The organism is Photobacterium pectinilyticum (assembly GCF_024357955.1).
Taxonomy (GTDB): domain Bacteria; phylum Pseudomonadota; class Gammaproteobacteria; order Enterobacterales; family Vibrionaceae; genus Photobacterium; species Photobacterium pectinilyticum.
In genome coordinates, this window is the sequence record NZ_JANEYT010000001.1 from 134152 (window position 1) to 155881 (window position 21730).

18 protein-coding genes and 1 pseudogene are annotated in these 21730 nt (G+C 48.1%); 6 read left to right on the forward strand and 13 right to left on the reverse strand.

Annotated elements, in window-relative coordinates:
- Positions 1–120 precede the first annotated feature (120 nt).
- The 6 genes from odhB to sdhC form a co-directional block, all read right to left on the reverse strand.
- A complete protein-coding gene (gene odhB, locus NHN17_RS00615; RefSeq protein WP_255040157.1) occupies positions 121–1338 on the reverse strand; it encodes a 2-oxoglutarate dehydrogenase complex dihydrolipoyllysine-residue succinyltransferase in 1218 nt (405 codons plus the stop codon).
- 31 nt (positions 1339–1369) lie between these two features.
- On the reverse strand, positions 1370–4180 hold the full coding sequence (gene sucA, locus NHN17_RS00620) for a 2-oxoglutarate dehydrogenase E1 component (protein WP_255040158.1): 2811 nt from the start codon (positions 4178–4180) through the stop codon (positions 1370–1372).
- Between the two features lie 108 nt (positions 4181–4288).
- The gene (locus tag NHN17_RS00625; protein WP_255040159.1) at positions 4289–5002 is read right to left on the reverse strand and encodes a succinate dehydrogenase iron-sulfur subunit; all 714 of its coding nucleotides are present in this window, start codon (positions 5000–5002) and stop codon (positions 4289–4291) included.
- A 15-nt stretch (positions 5003–5017) separates the two neighbouring features.
- Positions 5018–6784 (reverse strand): succinate dehydrogenase flavoprotein subunit, encoded by a 1767-nt coding sequence (gene sdhA / locus NHN17_RS00630; protein WP_255040160.1) that lies wholly within the window; start codon positions 6782–6784, stop codon positions 5018–5020.
- Entirely contained in the window at positions 6785–7132 is a 348-nt protein-coding gene (gene sdhD / locus NHN17_RS00635) for a succinate dehydrogenase, hydrophobic membrane anchor protein (protein ID WP_255040161.1), read from the reverse strand. It abuts the gene before it with no gap.
- Positions 7126–7506, reverse strand: coding sequence for a succinate dehydrogenase cytochrome b556 subunit (gene sdhC / locus NHN17_RS00640; RefSeq protein ID WP_255040163.1), 381 nt, complete (start codon positions 7504–7506; stop codon positions 7126–7128). Before sdhC ends, sdhD begins: the two co-directional genes overlap by 7 nt.
- A 407-nt stretch (positions 7507–7913) precedes the next feature.
- Here sdhC and NHN17_RS00645 point away from each other — a divergent pair, with 407 nt between their 5' ends.
- Positions 7914–9203, forward strand: coding sequence for a citrate synthase (locus NHN17_RS00645; protein ID WP_255040164.1), 1290 nt, complete (start codon positions 7914–7916; stop codon positions 9201–9203).
- 255 nt (positions 9204–9458) lie between these two features.
- On the opposite strand, the gene NHN17_RS00650 is transcribed toward NHN17_RS00645, so the two are convergent.
- The 3 genes from NHN17_RS00650 to NHN17_RS00660 form a co-directional block, all read right to left on the reverse strand.
- Entirely contained in the window at positions 9459–12212 is a 2754-nt protein-coding gene (locus tag NHN17_RS00650; protein ID WP_255040165.1) for a cation-translocating P-type ATPase, read from the reverse strand.
- A gap of 449 nt (positions 12213–12661) precedes the next feature.
- A complete protein-coding gene (locus NHN17_RS00655) occupies positions 12662–13420 on the reverse strand; it encodes a Nif3-like dinuclear metal center hexameric protein (protein ID WP_255040166.1) in 759 nt (252 codons plus the stop codon).
- Between the two features lie 152 nt (positions 13421–13572).
- On the reverse strand, positions 13573–13779 hold the full coding sequence (locus NHN17_RS00660) for a DUF2517 family protein (protein WP_255040167.1): 207 nt from the start codon (positions 13777–13779) through the stop codon (positions 13573–13575).
- A 133-nt stretch (positions 13780–13912) separates the two neighbouring features.
- Between NHN17_RS00660 and NHN17_RS00665 the strand changes: the two genes are divergently transcribed.
- On the forward strand, positions 13913–14716 hold the full coding sequence (locus tag NHN17_RS00665; RefSeq protein WP_255040168.1) for a DUF1853 family protein: 804 nt from the start codon (positions 13913–13915) through the stop codon (positions 14714–14716).
- A gap of 97 nt (positions 14717–14813) precedes the next feature.
- On the opposite strand, the gene pgm is transcribed toward NHN17_RS00665, so the two are convergent.
- A complete protein-coding gene (gene pgm / locus NHN17_RS00670; RefSeq protein WP_255040169.1) occupies positions 14814–16460 on the reverse strand; it encodes a phosphoglucomutase (alpha-D-glucose-1,6-bisphosphate-dependent) in 1647 nt (548 codons plus the stop codon).
- A gap of 39 nt (positions 16461–16499) precedes the next feature.
- Positions 16500–17054 carry a replication initiation negative regulator SeqA gene (gene seqA, locus NHN17_RS00675; protein WP_255040238.1) on the reverse strand — a complete coding sequence of 185 codons (555 nt, stop codon included), beginning with the start codon at positions 17052–17054 and terminating at the stop codon, positions 16500–16502.
- Positions 17055–17156: 102 nt separating this feature from the next.
- Between seqA and NHN17_RS00680 the strand changes: the two genes are divergently transcribed.
- The 3 genes from NHN17_RS00680 (at position 17157) to fldA (ending at position 18905) form a co-directional block, all read left to right on the forward strand.
- On the forward strand, positions 17157–17924 hold the full coding sequence (locus tag NHN17_RS00680) for an alpha/beta fold hydrolase (protein ID WP_255040170.1): 768 nt from the start codon (positions 17157–17159) through the stop codon (positions 17922–17924).
- Positions 17925–18001: 77 nt separating this feature from the next.
- Positions 18002–18223, forward strand: coding sequence for a DUF2788 domain-containing protein (locus NHN17_RS00685; protein WP_255040171.1), 222 nt, complete (start codon positions 18002–18004; stop codon positions 18221–18223).
- Positions 18224–18377: 154 nt separating this feature from the next.
- The gene (gene fldA / locus NHN17_RS00690; protein ID WP_107350255.1) at positions 18378–18905 is read left to right on the forward strand and encodes a flavodoxin FldA; all 528 of its coding nucleotides are present in this window, start codon (positions 18378–18380) and stop codon (positions 18903–18905) included.
- A gap of 82 nt (positions 18906–18987) precedes the next feature.
- On the opposite strand, the pseudogene NHN17_RS00695 reads toward fldA, so the two are convergent.
- Positions 18988–19238 (reverse strand): annotated as a pseudogene (locus NHN17_RS00695) (DUF4442 domain-containing protein); the annotation flags it as partial.
- Between the two features lie 201 nt (positions 19239–19439).
- Between NHN17_RS00695 and fcrX the strand changes: the two are divergent.
- Positions 19440–19886 carry a ferric iron uptake transcriptional regulator FcrX gene (gene fcrX / locus NHN17_RS00700; RefSeq protein ID WP_255040172.1) on the forward strand — a complete coding sequence of 149 codons (447 nt, stop codon included), beginning with the start codon at positions 19440–19442 and terminating at the stop codon, positions 19884–19886.
- A gap of 132 nt (positions 19887–20018) precedes the next feature.
- On the opposite strand, the gene glnS is transcribed toward fcrX, so the two are convergent.
- Positions 20019–21683, reverse strand: a complete 1665-nt coding sequence (gene glnS / locus NHN17_RS00705) for a glutamine--tRNA ligase (RefSeq protein WP_255040173.1) — start codon at positions 21681–21683, stop codon at positions 20019–20021.
- Between the last annotated feature and the right edge of the window lie 47 nt (positions 21684–21730).

A 21730-nucleotide genomic window follows, 5' to 3' on the forward strand; every position in this document is an offset into this window, starting at 1 on the left:
TCCGTTTTCTTATCCCTTGAGGGATTGTTATATCCATGTGAAATACTCTTCGGTATTTCTTCGATTGTAACTGCAAGAATGGCAGGCCAACTGTCGAGCCACACCGGCCTGCCTGCAAGGTTACACGTCTAAAAGCAGACGTGTAGGATCTTCAAGTAGTTCTTTGATGGTAACCAAGTAACCTACTGACTCACGACCATCAACCAAACGGTGATCATAAGACAGGGCTAGGTACATCATCGGTAAGATTTCAACCTTGCCATCAACAGCCATTGGACGGTCAGCAATCTTGTGCATACCCAAAATTGCAGACTGAGGCGGGTTGATAATTGGCGTCGACATCAATGAGCCAAATACACCGCCATTGGTAATGGTGAAGTTACCGCCGATTAACTCATCAACGGTCAGTTTGCCATCGCGTCCCTTGATTGCCAACTCACGGATACCTTTTTCAATTTCCGCCAAGCTCAGCTTGTCACAGTCACGTAGAACCGGCGTCACCAAGCCACGTGGCGTTGATACCGCAATGCTGACGTCAAAGAAGTTGTGATAAACGATATCGTCACCATCAATCGAGGCATTGACCTCAGGAAAACGCTTCAGCGCTTCAACAACAGCTTTCACATAGAAAGACATAAAGCCCAGGCGAATACCGTGGCGCTCTTCAAAGATGTCTTTGTACTGCTTGCGCAGATCCATGATTGGCTTCATGTTGACTTCATTGAAGGTCGTCAGCATCGCCGTGCTATTCTTCGCTTCAAGCAAACGCTCTGCCACACGCTTACGTAGGCGAGTCATCGGTACGCGCTTCTCGCTACGGTGAGCAAGCGGCGCTTCAATCTTGGCTTCCACAGCAGGTGCTACTGGCGCAGGCGCTGACTTGCCCTCTTTCACATAGGCTTCAACATCATCGCGTGTAATGCGGCCACCGACACCGGTACCTTTTACATCACCGGCGTTAATGCTGTGCTCAGCCAGCAGGCGACGCACAGCAGGGCTTAACGCTTCATTGGTCTCATCCCCCAGCGCTGCAGTATTGCGCTTGTTAGGCGATGACTCTGCTTCAGCAGGGACGTCCTGAGTCGGTTCGCCAGCAACTGCACCCGCCTTGATCTTACCGATCAGCTGCTTGGTCAGTACTGTGGTACCTTCACCTTCGAGAATTGCTTCAAGAATACCGTCTTCCGGTGCCGGTACTTCCAACACCACTTTGTCTGTTTCGATATCAACCAGAACTTCATCACGGCTTACAGTATCGCCTGGCTGCTTGTGCCAAGTAGCTACTGTTGCATCTGCAACTGATTCAGGTAAATCGGGAACCAGAATTTCGATCGTCATATCGGTTTTGTCCTTTTTGTTCCAGTTCTTACTAATTTATTGTCAATGCGTCTTCAATCAACGCTTTTTGCTGTTTCAGGTGAACCGACATGTAGCCTACAGCCGGTGATGCCGAGGCTGGGCGGCCTGCATACTCTAGCTGAGCACCGGCCGGAAGCGCAGAACGGAAGTTGTGCTGGCTGGAGTACCATGCACCTTGGTTCTGAGGCTCTTCCTGACACCAAATAAAATCAGTCACATGCTGATAGTCTGACAGGGCAGCTTCAACGTCTTCTTTCGGGAATGGGTAAATCTGCTCAATACGAACGATGGCAACGTCAGTTTGCTCGTTCTTACGACGCTGCTCCAGCAGGTCGAAATACACCTTGCCCGAACAGAACACCACGCGTTTGACCTGTTTCGGATCAAGATCGTCCACTTCACCAATCGCTGGTTGGAAAGACCCGTTAGCCAAATCATCCAAAGTGGACGTACATAACGGGTGGCGCAATAGCGATTTCGGTGACATCACCACCAGTGGACGACGCATAGGACGAACGACCTGGCGGCGCAGCATATGATATACCTGAGCAGGCGTAGATGGGATCACCACCTGCATATTCTGCTCGGCACACAGCTGCAAGTAGCGCTCAAGACGCGCCGATGAGTGTTCTGGACCTTGACCTTCATAGCCGTGAGGCAGCAGCATGGTCAAGCCACACATACGGCCCCATTTCTGCTCACCGGAGCTAATGAACTGATCAATCACTACCTGGGCACCATTGGCGAAATCACCAAACTGGGCTTCCCAAAGCGTCAGGCCACTTGGCTCTGCCGTTGCATAACCATATTCAAAGGCCAGCACCGCCTCTTCTGACAATACCGAGTCGAAGACTTGGAATGGGCCCTGTTTGTCATGGATATTGGCAAGCGGGATATACGTACTGGCGTCGCCTTGATTATGAAGCACCGAGTGACGGTGGAAGAACGTACCACGGCCTGAATCCTGACCAGTGATCCGGATACGGTGACCTTCATCGACCAAGGTGGCATACGCTAAGGTTTCAGCCATCCCCCAGTCTACAGCCTTCTCTCCGGCAGCCATCGACAAGCGATCGTTGTAGAGTTTCTGCACTCGACTCTGAAGCTTGTGACTTTCTGGGAACTGACACACTCGCTGGGCCAATTCGTTCAAGCGTATTGGATCAACCTTGCTCGGCCAATCGACTGTCCAGTCATGACCGATATACGGTTCCCAGTCAACAGAATGGAGCTTCATCGGACGCCATTCTTTGACCACACACTCACCACGATCAAGGGCATCACGGTATTCATTAATCAACGAGGTTGCCGTTTCCAGAGATACAGCCCCTTCATCGGTCAAGGCATCAGCATAGATCTTACGCGGCGTTGGGTGCTTCTTGATTTTTTGGTACATCAACGGCTGAGTCGCATTGGGCTCGTCCGCTTCATTGTGACCATGGCGACGGTAACAAACCAAATCAATCACTACATCGCGCTTGAAGGTGTTACGGAAATCAAGGGCGATACGGGTAACAAATGCTACGGCTTCAGGATCATCGGCATTCACATGAAAAATCGGCGCCTGCACCATCTTGGCGATATCGGTACAGTACTGGGTTGAGCGCATATCGCGTGGGTTAGACGTAGTAAAGCCAATCTGGTTATTCACCACAATACGAACAGTACCGCCGACACGGTAGCCGCGCGACTGTGACATATTGAATGTTTCAGCAACCACCCCTTGCCCCGCAATCGCCGAATCACCATGGATAGTGATCGGAAGTACTTGTGAGCCGTCTTTATCACCCAAGCGGTCTTGTCTTGCTCGTACCGAGCCGACAACCACCGGGTTTACAATTTCCAGGTGAGACGGGTTGAATGCCAATACGAGATGGACGTCACCGCCTGGTGTTGCAAAGTCAGCCGAGAAACCTTGGTGATACTTCACATCACCGGTACCCCACGTGTCATCATGCTTACCGGCAAACTCGTCGAACAAGTCCTGTGGCTTTTTACCCAGAACGTTAACTAGCATGTTCAGTCGACCACGGTGAGCCATGCCGACCACTACCTCACGGGCACCATTGGTACCAGCATAGCGGATCAGCTCTTTAACCATAGGGATCAGGGCGTCACCACCCTCGAGTGAAAATCGTTTTGCGCCAGGGAATTTAGCGCCTAAATAACGCTCAAGCCCTTCAGCAGCCGTTAGCTCATCCAAGAAAGTCAGTCTTTCCTCCTCGGAGAATGCGCCACGGCCCACCACCGACTCAAGACGCTGCTGAAGCCAGCGTTTTTCATCAGTATTGGTAATGTGCATGTATTCAGCACCGATTGAACCACAGTAGGTTTTTTTCAGTGCGTCATAAAGTTCTGACAGCTTCATGGTCTCCTGCCCAATGGCAAAAGAACCGACATTGAATGTCTCGTTGAAGTCGTCGACGGTCAGGTTATGGTACTCAGGATCGAGATCGGATACTCGCTCCTGCTGCCATAGCCCCAACGGATCTAAGTTTGCATGCTGGTGCCCGCGGAAACGGTATGCGTTAATCAACTGCAATACCTTAACCTGCTTAGCATCAACATCTGGATCGCTGACGGTAGCACTTAGATGGGTTGTTTCCTTCGCTAGACGCCGGAAGTAGTCACGAACCCGCGAGTGAGGCTGTTCAACAACCGTCTCATTCACGACAGGCAGCTCACTGAAAACGTGACGCCATTTCTCATCTACTAATTCTGGGTCGCTAAGATACAACTCGTAGAGTTCCTCTACATAAGTTGCATTGGCGCCAGCCAGGTGTGAAGACTCAAGCCAAGCCTTCATAACGCCGTTTTGCATTGTTTTCCCTTAACCACTAGTTATCGCCATTTTCCCGGTTATCAGACCGGAATTGAAGCTGGCTCCAGAGAGCGAATCATAAAGCCAGCATATCGATAATACTTATATTTATACCGCGCGTTTTAACAACATCGTCTTGATGTGTCCAATCGCTTTCGTCGGATTTAACCCTTTAGGACAAACATTTACACAGTTCATGATGCCATGGCAACGAAAAACGCTAAAAGCGTCGTCCAGATCGGATAAACGTTCATCAGTTGCAGTATCACGACTATCAATTAGCCAGCGATAGGCAGCCAGCAGACCAGCTGGTCCGATGAATTTATCCGGATTCCACCAAAATGATGGGCACGACGTCGAACAACATGCACACATAATGCACTCGTAAAGTCCATCAAGGTGAGCACGCTCTTCCGGCATCTGCAGGTTTTCACGCGCCGGCGGCTGGGCACCGTCATCGATCAGAAATGGCTTCACTTTGGCGTAGTTGGTGTAGAACTGTTCCATATCAATGATCAAGTCACGGATAACGGGCAGGCCAGGCAACGGGCGAATCACTATCGTGCTCTTGTCGGTCAACACTGACAGCGGTGTGATACAAGCCAAGCCATTTTTACCATTCATATTGATGCCGTCGGAACCACATACCCCTTCGCGGCACGAACGACGGAATGACAGGGTCGGATCTTGCTCTTTGAGCAAAATCAGCGCATCAAGCACCATCATGTCAGAGCCTTCTGGCACCTCAAGGGTATAGCCCTTCATGTGCGGCGCATTGTCTACATCAGGGTTATAGCGGTAAATCGAGAAATTCAGTTTCATAATTCTATCCTCCCCTTAGTATGTACGCGCTTTCGGCGGAAATGCCTCACGATGAACCGGTGCCATATTGACATCACGCTTAGTCATCTGCTCTGTCTCTGGGTTGTAGATAGAGTGGCACAGCCATTGTTCATCATCACGCTCAGGGAAGTCGAAACGGGCATGGGCTCCTCGGCTTTCGGTACGGTAATTCGCCGCGACTGCCGTTGCGTATGCCGTTTCCATCAGGTTTTCAAGCTCTAGACACTCAACACGCTGGGTGTTGAACTCGGTCGATTTATCCGACAAATGCGCATTTTTCAGGCGCTCACGAATCACTTTCAGCTCTTCCAAGCCTTTCGCCATTGCATCTCCTTCACGGAATACCGAGAAGTTGTTCTGCATGCACTGCTGAAGATCTTTACGGATTTGCGTCGGATCTTCACCACCCGTACTGTTTTCCCAGCGGTTATAACGCTCAAGAGACGCCTCGATATCCGCTTCAGTGGCAGGTTTCGCTTCCGCTTGCTTCTGCAGTGTTTCACCAAGATGAAGCCCTGTTGCACGGCCAAAGACCACTAAGTCAAGCAAGGAGTTACCGCCAAGACGGTTCGCACCATGCACCGATACAGAGGCAATTTCACCACACGCAAATAGGCCCTGAATCTCAACATCAGTGCCACGTTCATCTTGTTTGATCGCTTGACCAGACACTTGGGTTGGGACGCCACCCATCATATAGTGACAAGTAGGAATAACAGGAATAGGCTCTTTAACAGGATCGACATGAGCAAAAGTACGCGACAGTTCACACACACCCGGTAGGCGAGACTCCAGCACCTCTTTGCCTAAGTGATCAAGCTTCAGCTTGATATGTGGCCCCCAAGGGCCATCACAGCCGCGACCTTCACGGATCTCAACCATCATTGAGCGAGCAACCACATCACGGCCAGCCAAATCCTTCGCATTTGGTGCATAACGCTCCATAAAGCGTTCGCCGTCTTTGTTGAGCAAGTAGCCACCTTCACCTCGGCAGCCTTCTGTCACAAGTACACCAGCCCCCGCAATTCCCGTCGGGTGGAACTGCCACATTTCAATGTCCTGCATCGGTACGCCAGCACGAATTGCCATCCCCACGCCATCACCGGTATTGATGTGTGCGTTGGTTGTTGAGGCGTAAATACGACCGGCACCGCCGGTAGCAAGAATGGTGGCCTTCGATTTGAAGTAACACACTTCACCCGTTTCCATACAAAGCGCAGTACAGCCTAAAATAGCGCCGTCTTCGTTCTTGACCAGATCAAGTGCATACCATTCAGAGAAAATTGTTGTTTTATGTTTAATATTCTGCTGGTACAGGGTATGGAGCAATGCATGGCCAGTACGGTCTGCTGCCGCTGCCGTTCGTGCCGCTTGCTCACCACCAAAGTTCTTCGACTGGCCGCCAAATGGACGCTGATAAATAGTGCCATTATCAAAGCGAGAAAACGGTAGACCCATTTTTTCTAGTTCAATAACAGATTTTGGCCCGTTCTTACACATGTACTCGATTGCATCTTGGTCACCGATATAGTCCGACCCTTTAACGGTATCGTACATATGCTGTTCCCAGTGATCTTCATGTGCATTACCAAGGGCGACTGTGATGCCCCCTTGTGCCGATACGGTATGAGAACGGGTTGGAAATACTTTGGAAAGCAACGCACACTTTAGGCCCTGCTCAGAAATTTGTAGTGCGGCACGCATTCCTGCACCACCAGCACCGATTACTACGGCATCAAACTCTCGTACTGCAATGCTCACTTACGCACCCCACACAATAAAGAAACCTGAAAACAGGTAAACAAAAAGAACAGCGACGACACCAAATTGAATACCCGCTCGAAGCGCGGCAGGCTTAATGTAGTCCGTTAGTATTTGCCAGAGGCCGATCCAGGCATGAATTAAGATCGACAACAAAGCCAACATGGTGAAAACCTTAGTACTTAGCTTGCCAAAAAAGGCCGTCCAGGTTGCAAAGGTCAGTTCTGGGCCAAAGGCGAAGAAGCCCACCATATAAAGGGTGTACAGCGTAAGAATGATGGCGGTAGCACGGATCAGAATAAAATCATGAATTCCATTGCGGCCGATTGTTGAGACGTTGCTTACCATACCAGGCCTCCTGCAAACAAAGACAGAACACCGACGATGACAAAACTCACTTTGGCACTTTTGATCCCGGTTTCCATTTCTTCAAAATACCCCATGTCCATCATCAAATGACGGATACCCACCACGATGTGATAGAACAGCGCTGTCAGAATGCCCCACAGCACCAGTTTCACGAAAAAGCTGTCTACGATACCAGCAGCGCTCGCGAATCCGTCAGGGGATGAAAGGGAAAGGCTTAACAGCCATAGCAGGATAGCCACGGCAACGAAGGTGATCACGCCGGAGACGCGATGCAAGATAGACGCTATCGCAGTTAGGGGAAAGCGAATCGTCTGTAGGTCGAGGTTGACAGGTCTTGGCTTATTTACTTTCACGGTGATTGCCCACTCAGCTCCATTGAAGCAATGTTATTGTTATCACTCCCTGCTTCCACTGACGCCGAACAAGTGCATTAACACAACTGTAACCCTAGGTTGCAATTATGTTTTACATGCAAATGTAAAACAGTGCCTTACCTAACTTACTCTAATTATTGACAACTTTGGCAATTGTGTCTGGCGGCGGCAGAACCAGAGACCTGCCGCGAGTATACGCCCCGCAACAATCAAATACAAACACTGTTACATGACCTCTAACACGGTTTTAGAAATTTGCATCTTTTTATCCAAAGTTATTAACAAGTGCACACAAGCGGGCACAAAAATTGACATTTGGGCCGCTGAACGGTACAACAAACGTACATCCGCCTTGGATTAGGATTATAAAAACAAAGGAGATTGTTATGGCAGACAAGAAAGCTACTCTTCACATTGAAGGGAAAGCACCCGTCGAACTGCCGATTATCGGGGGCACTGAAGGGCCTGAAGTAATTGATGTACGTAAGCTTGGAGCTAACGGTTATTTTACATTCGACCCTGGTTTTCTAGCCACTGCATCATGTGAATCTCAAATTACTTACATTGATGGTGATAAAGGTATTCTGCTTCACCGCGGATATCCGATTGACCAATTAGCCAATAACGCCGACTACCTGGAAGTTTGTTACATCCTTCTTTACGGTGAAGTTCCGACCCGCGAGCAGTACGAAACATTCCGTACCACTGTTACTCGTCACACCATGGTGCATGAGCAAATCTCAAGCTTCTTCCATGGCTTCCGCCGTGATGCGCACCCGATGGCTGTAATGTGTGGCGTAGTGGGTGCATTGGCTGCGTTCTACCACGATTCACTGGATATCAATAACGATACCCACCGTGAAATCACTGCATTCCGCCTATTGTCGAAAATGCCGACATTGGCAGCAATGTGTTACAAGTATTCAAACGGTCAACCTTTCATCTTCCCACGTAATGATTTGGATTATGCAGAGAACTTCCTGCATATGATGTTTGCTACACCGTGCGAAGAGTATGAAGTTAGCCCTGTTGTCGCGCGTGCAATGGATAAAATCTTTACCCTACATGCCGATCACGAGCAAAATGCATCAACCTCAACCGTTCGACTAGCAGGCTCTTCAGGCGCTAACCCATTTGCCTGTATTGCCGCAGGTATCGCTTCACTATGGGGTCCTGCGCACGGCGGAGCCAACGAAGCTTGTCTGAAGATGCTGGAAGAAATCGGCAGTGTTGACAAGATCCCTGAGTTTATTGAACGCGCGAAAGACAAAGATGACCCATTCCGTCTTATGGGCTTCGGTCACCGTGTTTACAAGAACTACGATCCACGTGCAACAGTGATGCGTGACGCCTGCCACGATGTTCTTCAGGAGCTGAATATTCAGGATCCTCTATTGGATGTCGCGATGGAGCTTGAGCGTATTGCCCTATCCGATGAGTACTTCGTAGAGAAAAAACTGTACCCGAACGTCGATTTCTACTCCGGTATTATCCTGAAAGCGATCGGTATCCCAGTTTCAATGTTTACGGTTATCTTCGCTATGTCACGAACGATTGGTTGGATTGCCCATTGGAATGAAATGCATAACGATCCTGGCAACCGCATTGGCCGTCCTCGTCAGCTGTACACCGGTTACAACCAGCGTGAATTCAGTCCGCTGCATGAACGTGAATGATAGATAGTCTTCACTAAGTGAAAGGGCCTTCGGGCCCTTTTTTGTTATCGGGCGATGGGCGATGGGCGATGGGCGATGGGCGATGGGCGATGGGCGATGGGCGATGGGCGATGGGCGATCACAATTATTGATAAATCCTCCACATGTCAAACTATTACTTTTACTGTTTGTTCTTCCACTAGCCAATAGCCGTTCCTGCTATAGCCAGAAATACAAAAGGGCCCGAAGGCCCTTTTTATATTTAGCTATTTGCGATTAAACAAACTTGATCTTAGTCACTTCTTTCAAGCCAGATAGTACTAGCGTTGGAAGAGATGCAGCTAGGAACACAGTGATTAGGTGACTAGCCGTTAGACCTTCAGTGCTGAAGATGAACTGACCAACGCCTGTATAAATCACACCTAGAGACAACGTTGCAGAGACCGCTACCGCACCCAACAAAGATTTGTTGGTGAATGGGTTCTTGCGGAATAGCGTAGTAAACGAACGTGAATCAAAGATGTGCCATAGCTGACAGAACACTAGCATTGCAAAGGCCATTGTCTGTGCGTAGTTAGCACTTAGGCCAGCGTTCATTGCCCAGTTGAATGCCAAGAAGCTCATGCCACCCTGGGTAAGACCGCGAATCACGATACGCGTACCTAGGTGATCGCTAAAGAAGCTTTCGTTACGCTTACGAGGTTTACGCTCCATCAGATCTTTTTCTTCTGGATCAACACCTAGTGCTAGTGCTGGTAGACCATCAGAAACCAGGTTGATCCATAGGATCATCAATGGCGTTAGTGGCAGTGCCACTTCTGGACCCATGAACAGGAAGGCAAACAGGATTACCGATACTTCACCCACGTTCGCAGTCAGTGCCTGACGGATAAACTTGCGTAGGTTATCGAAAATCTGACGACCTTGACGTACAGCCTTAACAATGGTGCTGAAGTTATCGTCCAGCAAGATCAGGTCACCTGAGTCTTTAGCAACCGATGTACCAGTAATACCCATAGCAACACCAATGTCAGCACGACGAAGGGCTGGTGCATCGTTCACACCGTCACCTGTCATCGCAGCAACTTCGTTGTTGTGCTGTTGAGCCTGAACGATACGCAGTTTGTGCTCTGGTGTTACACGGGCAAATACGGCAACGTTCGGACAGATACGACGTAATTCTTCATCGTCCATGTCATCTAGCTGGCTACCCGTCACAACCAAGTCTTCTTCGCTGCGGATAATACCGATTTCACGGGCAATTGCAGCAGCTGTAAGCGCATGGTCACCAGTGATCATTACCGTACGCACACCAGCGTCGTAACAGCTATCAACCGCGGCACGTACTTCAGGGCGTGGTGGATCCATGATGCCGTATAGGCCAAGAATCGTTACATCTTTCTCAAGCTCTGCAGGATCACGCTTTAGGTCAGCTTCAGACAGCTCACGGATACCTACCGCTAGTGTACGAAGTGCCTGGTGTGCAAAATCCTGAATCGCAGCTTCATAGCTAGCGACTAGCTCTTCTGCTGGGTTTGCTGCAACGGCTAGGTTACCTTCAACAGCGGCTGGCTGGTTAGCAACCACTTCACCGTTAACCATGAAACCAGAAGCGTTGCGTAGAACAACATCAGGCGCACCTTTGATTGCAAGGAAGTGCTTACCTTCTGGACCCTTAACAATGACGGAAGCCATTTTACGAGATGAATCGAACGGGAACTTATCAACAATCGAGTAGCCACCCGTAGACAGCATTTCAGCTTGCTGAAGACCTGCTTTAGCAGCAGCAACAATCAGTGCACCTTCGGTTGGGTTACCACGTACAGAAGACTTGTCGCCATCTTGAAGGTACTCAGCATCGTTACATAGTGTCGCAACAACCAAGCCTTGCATCATCTCAGGGCTGTCTTTCACATCAGTACTGTGTGAAAGCGGCTTAAATTCACCTTGAGGGGAGAAACCTTTACCACTTACTTCCCAGTTACGGCCAGATGCATCGTAGGCTTTCATCACCTGCATTTGGTTCTGAGTCAGGGTACCTGTCTTATCAGAACAGATAACCGTTGTAGAGCCTAGCGTTTCAATTGCTGCTAGCTGCTTAGCCAGTGCATTGCTCTTAACCATACGGGTTGACCCCATGGTAAGAACGATAGTAACAACAGTTGGCAGACCTTCAGGGATTGCTGCAACAGACAGTGAAATACCTGTATTTAGGATTTCAAGCCATGGCATACCGTGGTACAGGCCAATAACACAAACAACCGCAACCACGCCCAACGCTACAGCCATTAGTGTTTTGGCGATAGTGTCCATGCGCTCTTGCATCGGAGTCTTGGTTTCTTCAGTGTTTGCCATCATATCAGCGATGTGACCAACTTCAGTCTGCATGCCGGTACTCACTACGATACCCAAGCCAGTACCTGAGGTAACCATAGTCGTCATGAAGCCCATGTTAATCTGGTCGCCTAGGCCAATATGGCCATCTTCCAGCGCATCAGCTGTTTTATCAACAGGCTCAGATTCACCAGTTAGTGCAGCTTCATCAATTGATAAGCGATTCGATTCAACGATACGAACATCAGCAGCAAGAATGTCACCTGTGCTGATCTTTAGGACATCACCCGGGACAATATCGCGCGCTGGGATATCCATCCATTCGCCATTACGACGAACCTGCGCCATCGGTGCAGCCATATCGCGCAAAGCTTCCATCCCTTTCTGGGCTTTAAATTCCTGCCAAAAAGCGATAAGTACGTTGATAACGATGATGACACCGATTGCTACGGCATCAATCAAGTGACCAGTAAAGAAGGAAACAATCGCACCGACCCCTAGAATAAAGATCAATGGATTCATAAATTGGTGGGCTAGCAGCTCAAGCACAGTCTTACCGGCTTGCTCTTGCAGTTCATTGGCGCCAAATTGCTCCTGGCGCTGTTTCACTTCTTCAGAAGATAAGCCATTCTCGGTTGACGTACCCAAATTGGACACAGTACTGGCAACCGTTTCGGTAAACCATTTTTTAGTCATGGGGGGAATCTCCAATTAAATACATTCAGTCGACATCAGTACAAATTCAAACTGATAAAAAGCATTCGCTGAATAGGTCAAAGTAATTTAAAACTCGTTATTAAAGGCATCGTGCCAATTAATTTTTATTACATCCCTGAACGCTTACTGAATAAAGCATTCGAGTTCATTAAAACGAGTAAATTTAAATTACCTGAAACAACGGTGAGTTGTAATTAAATTTCGCATGACCATACGATAATTCAGGTCGAATCTTTGACAATTATCAAGTTTCAGACCGAATCCAGCTTAAAACCCAACAAAAATTTGAAACAAAGTATGAGTTAGACCCAGATCTAACAGAAACAATACCTCCAAAATAACGAAAGATGAAATTTTACAACACAAATTAAAAGGCTTAATGCGCTCGCATTAAGCCTTTTTGCGCCACCAAAATGGTTAATTTAGTGTTAAACTGGGTTATCTATATCGATAAACTCTACATCTAAATTATTTTTTTCCGCTAAGTAATCACCTAATGATTTAATTCCATAGCGCTCAGTTGCATGATGACCAGCACTAAAATAATGAATGCCTAACTCTCGGGAAATATGAACTGTTCTTTCGGAAATTTCTCCTGAAATAAATGCATCCAACCCTTTATTTGCGGCTAATTCTATAAAGTCTTGGCCACCACCAGTACACCATCCCACCGTTTTTATTTCTTGTGGCGCATTATCGCTAATATGCAACGGCTCACGATGTAAGGTAATGGAAAGCCTCGCAGCCAACTCTTCACCACTTAGCGGCTGAGCTAACTGACCATAAATTGCCACCGAATTCGGATTACCCTCTTCCAAGCCTCCTAGCACTTCGATATCCAGCAATTCAGCCAGTTTTGCGTTGTTGCCTAATGTCGGATGTACATCCAAAGGCAAGTGGTAAGCATATAGGTTGATACCATTTTCAATAAGCGCTTTGATACGACGATATTTCATGCCGCGAATTTCAGCGGGCTCTCCCTTCCAGAAAAAACCATGATGTACTAATAGCGCATCAGCTTGCTCTGAGATCGCTCGGTCTATCAAGGCCTGACAGGCTGTTACCCCAGTGATGATCTTCTTAACCTCTGACTTACCTTCAACCTGCAAGCCATTTGGACAATAGTCTTTGATCTGGTGTGGGCTCAGCAACTCGTTAAGCACTGATTCTAATTGGATATTGTTCATCGTCTATTTCCTTCTCCGCAATCTCGATATTTTATACCCAAACCCCAGTGCCTGTTGACCTAAAAAAACTGCCGATTGGCAGCTTTATTTAGTAAGGTCACTATATAACCAAGCTTTTTGAGGTTACTGATGTGTAGGAATGGCAGTCATACTCAATAGAGATGCTGAGCTGCAAGCTCGGTCTGGCTCAACCAAACGGGTTTGGTACTGGTTTTCAACCATACCCGATGCAGGTAACTATAAAGCCGTGAGCGTGTTTCCATTGCGGTGAACATCATGACAGGAAAAGTGACCACACCAACAGTGACAACAAATGTACGGCGAACCAAAATACGCAATGGTGAATAGCGAGTATACATAACGCCTCCTTGGCCAAGCAAAACAACAGACTGGTCTTACCTCTATAAGATATGTAATTTCATTAGGCATCACTACCTAAAAACAAGGACTTATTAGTCTTTATCATTATAAAAAGAAGGGCCTTATAGCAAAATGTCTAACCTTTACAATAAAACAACAGCTAGAGAGCATGTTAATAACAGCCTCAATGCCATCCTAAAGCTCTCTCCTCTCCTGGCCGCCCACCCTTTTATTGCTGACCAAGAATGGCTTGACGATTTTGCTAGCCAAGCCGTACTCCCCAATGAGGTTGAATATCAAGGTGGGCGCCGTTTGGGTTACTTCTACCAATGGTTGTGGCAACAACTGATCCTACACCACCCTCGTTATGAACTGCTTGCTGAGGAAGTCCAACTGACGGTCAACAAGCGCACTCTTGGCGCGATTGATTTTCTGGTAAAGGATTTACACAGCGGGCGGGTCGAGCACTGGGAGGTGGCGATTAAATTCTTCCTTGCCTATGAAGGTAGTTGGCCCGGCCCCAATGCCCGAGATAACCTGGATAAAAAAGCCAATAAGATGCTCAGCCATCAACTGATGATTTCTGACCATCCCGCTTTCATTAAGCAGTACCAAACGCAATTTGGAAAGATTGAGCGCCGCCGCCTGATCATGCAAGGTCGCTTGTTCTACCCAGCCTTCGAGGGTTATACCGGCTCAGATATCAAATTAGCAAAAGGTGCCACGCATGGATTGTGGTGCTACTCTCAGCAAGCGGCGGGCTTAGATCTGCGTCCCATCGCCAAACCGGAGTGGATCGCGCCACCTTGCTTCAGACAAATTGCCGATGAGCCAGTGCTGACATCCGTCAGCAATCCGACTATGGCTATCGCACCTGATGATAAAGTGTGGTTCGTAATGCCCGAACACTGGCCACAGTCTTCAATGAAAAAATAGCCAATAGCCAATAGCCAATAGCCAAAGATACAGACATAAAAAAACGCCCGCTATTAACGGGCGCTTTCAATACCATTCGCGAAAGAACAGCGAAAAGTTACAGGCCAGCGTCGGCAAATACCTTACTGACAATTTCCTGCGCTTCTTTCTCAAGCAAAGCCAAGTGTTCTTTGCCTTTGAAGCTCTCGCAGTAGATCTTGTAGATATCTTCCGTACCTGACGGACGGGCAGCAAACCAGCCATTTTCAGTCGTCACTTTCAGACCACCAATCGCAGCACCGTTACCTGGCGCATGCGTCAGGCGTGCAGTGATCGCATCACCCGCTAACGTTTCAGCGGCAACCATTTCTGGAGACAGCTTGCTCAGTACCGCCTTCTGCTCACCGTTAGCTACAGCCTGCAGGCGGTTGTACTCAGACGCACCGTGTTTGGCAGCCAGCTCTTCGTAGTATTGTTGCGGGTTCTTACCCGTTACAGCGGTGATTTCTGCCGCAACTAAGCAAAGCAGGATACCGTCTTTGTCGGTAGACCAAGGTGTGCCGTCCATGCGTAGGAATGATGCTCCCGCACTTTCTTCACCACCGAAACCAAGCTCGCCGCTGTAAATACCATCAACAAACCATTTGAAGCCTACCGGTACTTCGCAAAGCTCGCGGCCAAGATCAGCAACAACGCGGTCGATCAGCGCACTGGACACCAATGTTTTACCAACAGCAACTTCCTGTGCCCAATCAGGGCGGTGGCGGTAAAGATAGTCAATACATACCGCTAGGAAGTGATTAGGGTTCATCAGGCCAGCAGGCGTCACAATACCGTGACGGTCATAATCAGGGTCGTTACCGAATGCCAAGTCGAACTTGTCTTTGTGTGCCAGCAAGCCAGCCATCGCGTAAGGCGACGAACAGTCCATGCGCACCACACCATCTTTGTCCAAAGACATGAAACGGAATGACGGGTCGATAGACTCATCCACCAGCGTAAGATCCAAGCCGTAATGCGCAGCAATCTGACGCCAATACTCAATGCCTGAACCACCTAGTGGATCAACACCAATTTTCAGGTTGGCTTTCTGGATCGCGGCCATATCAATAACATTGACCAGATCGTCAACGTAAGGTGCCACCAAGTCACGCTCTTCAACCAGGTCGCTAGCAAAAGCGTCTGCGATTGGTACGCGCTTAACATCAGCCATACCCGCTGCAATGATTTCATTGGCACGAGTTTCGATTGCTGTTGTCAGTGCACCTTCCGCCGGGCCACCATGGACCGGGTTATATTTGATCCCACCGTCTTGCGGTGGGTTATGCGATGGCGTGATAACAATACCGTCGGCTTTGTCTTCCTGTACCTTGTTGTGGCACAAAATAGCATGGGAAATACCCGGTGTTGGGGTATAGCCATTATCTTGCTGAATCACAACCTGCACACCATTAGCGACCAATACTTCAAGCGTCGAGGTAAATGCTGGCTCAGACAGTGCGTGGGTATCTTTACCGAGGAAAAGTGGACCTGTTACGCCGTTGGCAGCTCGAACTTCAGCCACAGCCTGGGTAATAGCCCAAATGTGGTGCTGGTTAAAGGTTCCTTTGTCGGCAGTTCCACGATGGCCAGAAGTACCAAATGCGACCTTCTGTTGCGGATTTTGAGCGCTTGGCTCAATCAGGAAATAATTTGCCACCAACGCGGGAATATTGTGCATATCTTCTTGCAGGGCGCGCTGCCCCGCACGAGGATGAATAGCCATTAACGTATCCTTGTAAAAACTAAATTGACATAATGCCGGTTAAATTTCACCGCAAACTTTTTCAATGATGTCGCCACCGAAGCCCATCTTGACCATCAGCTGTTCAACCATCTGACGTTTACGATCTGTATTCGTGTTCGTGATCACCCAAAAAGGTGTTTCCGGAATTGGCTTAGGCTTAGTGGTTTTGCCACTCGCTAGCAGCTTCTCTTCAGTATCGGCAAAATAAATACGGGTACGCCCTTTAATAGCAGCCGCTTCAGAGAAGCCTTGAGGATCAATACGATAAAGCGAGGTTAATACCAACATAAATCGGCCAATCGCTTTTTCCTGCACAGCAAACTCGTCAGAAATCAGCAACGAACGCATTTCTTTCACGCGATCATTATTAGGTACCACGTTGCCCGCATCTTTGCTCACCACGACCCCTTTAGGACGTACGGGCATGACTACATCATGTTGCAAGGTCGCAACAGATTGATGGTCAGGCACCATCAGCAAGCGGCGCAGGATATCCGAGGCACTTTCACCAATGTGCTGGGTCTGGCTCGCGATATAACGATATAGCTCTTCGTCTACCTCAATAGTCTTCATCGTAGTGTTCATTATCGTTCCGTTTAAAAATCACCGAGAGATTATAACGTGATCCGAGGTTATACTCTACGGTAAAGCGTTAACTACAAGAGAAAATAGTCTGTGAATCTTCATTACCAAGTCGATGGGCAAGGCGATGTGATCGTCTTGATCCACGGCCTGTTTGGCAGCGCTGATAATCTTGGCCTAATGGCCAGATCATTGAAAGATAAATATAAAGTGATCAGCGTTGATCTGCGTAATCATGGCCGCTCCCCACACAGCAATCAGTTCACCTACCGCGAAATGGCACAGGATATCCTTACCGTTATCAACCAACTCGACATCGAGCGCTTCTCGCTGATTGGTCATTCTATGGGCGGCAAGGTGGCAATGGCAGCAACCGAGCTCGCCGCTGCCCGGATCAACCATTTGTTGGTCTTGGATATGGCTCCGGTTCACTACCACGTCCACCGCCACGAAAACGTGTTCAACGGGCTGCGCGAAGTCTCTCGCCACACCGTCAGCAAACGCAGTGAAGCCGAACCTTTGCTTGCTAAGCATGTGGTTGAGCCGGGTGTTCGCCAGTTCCTGCTCAAATCCTTTGCCAAACAAGAAAGCGGTGTGTTTGACTGGCGCTTCAATGTCGAAGGTCTGATTGCCAACTATGGCACTATCATGGGCTGGCAAGATATCGCACCGTTCACTGGCAAGACCTTATTTATCAAGGGCCAGAATTCTGAGTATATTCTACCGGAACACCGCGCAGCGATTGGTACCCAATTTCCCAATGCTAAGGCACACTTGGTGGCCAATACTGGCCACTGGTTGCATGCTGAAAAACCTGAAACGGTTAATCGTATCATTTTGAACTTCTTGCAGGCTGCTTAGCGTTAACAGGCGGGTATTGTCTATGATATAGTGCGCGCCTGGCTCAAAAGTGACGATAATGTGGAAAGGAGACACAGATGTTGTATGAGCACATGGATTTGCTTGAATCTATTGGGCTAGATTTGCTCTTTGCCGCGATATTTTTCTTTATCGGCATGGCCATTAAAGACGTGCTAAAACAAGGCAATGTTCCGCCTTTTGGCCGAAAAATCGTCTGGCTGGTTCTTTTCCTTGGGTGTGCCGGTTTTGTAACCAAAGGCCTGATCCAAATCAGCTGGGAAGGCGCAGGCATCGGTTAATACTTAACGAATACTGTCATTGATTGCCAAAAGCAGCAGCGTGCTGACTTTACTTACCGCGATCATTGACCATCAGGGTAACTCCTGACAAGGCTATTTCTATACGTTGGCAAGCAAGCTAACGGTCAAACATTAATAATGGGTAATTTCTACTATGGCAAGTGTAGGACTCTTCTTTGGTAGCGACACTGGTAACACAGAAGCGGTCGCTAAAATGATCCAGAAACAGCTGGGCAAAAAGCTAGTTGAAGTCAAAGATATCGCAAAATGCAGCAAGGAAGATATCGACAACTTTGACCTACTGCTGCTAGGTATCCCAACTTGGTACTACGGTGAAGCACAGTGTGACTGGGATGACTTCTTCCCAGAGCTAGAGCAAATCGACTTCTCAACCAAACTGGTTGCTATCTTTGGCTGTGGTGATCAGGAAGACTACGCTGAATACTTCTGTGATGCGATGGGCACAGTACGTGAAATCGTGGAAGGTCGTGGCGCGACTATCGTTGGCCACTTCTCGACTGAAGGCTTTGAGTTCGAAGCATCTAAAGCTCTGGTAGACGACAACCACTTCATTGGCCTGTGTGTTGACGAAGACCGTCAGCCAGAATTGACCGAAGAGCGTGTCCAGAAGTGGGTCAACCAGATTTTTGATGAAATGTGCCTAGCAGAGCTTGCTGACTAATATTTTATCGACCTGAGACTTAATGCCGGGCTTGATGCCCGGCATTTTTATATCTGAAAAACTTATACCAATCTGGATATATCCAAACGAAATATTCTTTACCGAGGTTCCCTATTAGCATCAAGGCGCACACCGGATCGGTCAGCGAAAAACCCCAACGACGTATTGAGTATGATTAGCATTTTTATTCCACAATATTAACTTTAGCTTGATCCGTACATCTCGGTAATCATCAGAAATGCAAACAATACGTATTCCCAAACCCCAGAAGGAAGGCCTTATATTCAGGGCAAAGTTAACAATTAACGGTCGGAAAAATAGGTATACGAAAATACTCGTCACAACGGATACGATGAGCTTGCTTTACCTCGCAAATGTACATTCCCACAACAATCAGGCAACAAAAAGAAAAGTTAGATATCAGCAAGATTGACCTGTTTTTAGGTTTATTGTTACCTTGTGGTCACTTATAATGAGGAAAGAAGAGCAAGACTACCGTATCATGAGGGTGCGGGTAGCCAATAGGAAACTCCAATGTCAGATAACAATCACGCACTAAAACAAGCTGGCCTGAAAGTAACCCTTCCACGCCTAAAAATTCTGGAAGTGCTACAGCAGCCGGATTGCCAGCATATCAGTGCTGAAGACTTGTATAAGAAGCTAATCGATATCGGTGAAGAAATTGGCTTGGCGACGGTATACCGCGTTTTAAACCAATTTGACGATGCAGGCATTGTTACGCGTCACCACTTTGAAGGCGGTAAATCGGTATTCGAACTGGCAACACAGCATCACCATGACCACCTAGTATGCCTAGACTGTGGTAAAGTTATTGAGTTCTCTGATGACATCATCGAAGAGCGCCAAAAAGAAATCGCTGCTAGCTTCAATGTTCGCCTTACCAACCACAGCCTGTACCTGTACGGTCACTGTGCAGAGGGCAACTGCCAAGAAGACAGTTCACTACACGACAAAAAATAATTAGGCCCAAGTAAAAAACAATAAGGCCAGGATCTCAACACTTGGCCACTCAAGCAGCCGCGTTTTTGTTGTTGTACACAAATAAAAAAACCAGCCAATAGGCTGGTTTTTTCTTATCAGGCTCAGGGAAGCTTAGTCGCCAATCTTCGCCCAAGTATCACGCAGGCCAACAGTGCGGTTGAAGACTAGCTTCTCTTTCGAAGAGTCTTTGCTGTCGACACAGAAGTAACCCATACGCTCGAACTGGAACGCTTTTTCCGCTTCACCTTCAATCAATGATGGTTCAACCACGCCATTCATCACGCTGAGTGACTCAGGGTTGATCACAGAGACGAAGTCATCTGCTGCACCTGGGTTTGGCACTGTGAATAGGCGGTCGTACAAACGGATTTCAGCTGGGATACCCTGCTCTGCAGATACCCAGTGGATCACGCCTTTAACCTTGCGGCCATCCGCTGGGTTTTTACCTAAGGTTTCGTTATCGTAAGAACAGAAGATAGTCGTAATATTACCCTCTTCGTCCTTTTCGATACGCTCAGCCTTGATCACATACGCACCACGCAGGCGAACTTCTTTGCCGAGCACCAAACGCTTATACTTCTTGTTCGCTTCTTCGCGGAAGTCTTCACGCTCGATGTATACCTCACGAGTGAACGGTACCTGACGGCTCCCCATCTCTGGCTTGTTCGGGTGATTAGCCACTTCCAGCATTTCAGCGTCGCCATCGAAGTTTTCGATCACAACTTTTACTGGATCCAGAACAGCCATCGCACGCGGTGCGTTCTCGTTCAGGTCATCACGGATACAAGATTCCAACGAGCTCATTTCAATGGTGTTATCTTGCTTGGTCACACCAATACGCTTACAGAACTCACGGATCGACGCTGAAGTGAAACCACGGCGACGCAAGCCCGAGATAGTTGGCATACGCGGATCGTCCCAACCATTTACCAGGTTCTCGGTTACCAGCTGGTTAAGCTTACGCTTAGACATCACTGTGTACTCAAGATTCAAGCGGCTGAACTCGTACTGGCGAGGCTGACAATCAATAGTGATATTGTCCAGCACCCAGTCATAAAGACGACGGTTATCCATGAATTCCAAGGTACAGATAGAGTGCGTAATGCCCTCTAGCGCATCCGAAATACAATGGGTGAAGTCGTACATCGGATAGATGCACCACTTGTCACCGGTTTGGTGGTGAGTGGCAAAACGCACACGGTAAATAACCGGATCACGCAACACCATAAACGGTGATGCCATGTCGATTTTAGCGCGTAGGCTCATTTTGCCTTCTTCAATTTCGCCGTTCTTCATTTTCTCGAACAGCTCAAGGTTTTCTTCTACGCTGCGATCACGGTACGGGCTGTGCTTACCGGCTTCGGTAAGAGTGCCACGGTATTCGCGCATTTGCTCTGGACTTAGCTCATCAACGTACGCTAAGCCTTTATTAATCAATTCAATAGCAAACCCGTGCAGCTTATCGAAGTAGTTCGATGAGTAACAAATCTCACCGCTCCACTCAAAGCCCAACCAGTTAACATCGTTCTTAATAGACTCAACGTATTCGATGTCTTCTTTCTCAGGGTTTGTATCATCAAAACGAAGATTACATTGACCCTGATAGTCCTGAGCAATACCGAAGTTCAAACAAATAGATTTAGCATGGCCGATGTGCAGGTAACCATTCGGCTCCGGCGGGAATCGGGTATGTACGCTTGTATGTTTGCCACTAGCTAAATCCGCATCAATAATCTGGCGGATAAAGTTAGTTGGACGAGCTTCAGATTCACTCATCAATTAGACCTCGTGTGCTTACAGGATTTTTAAGTCCCCTATGATCC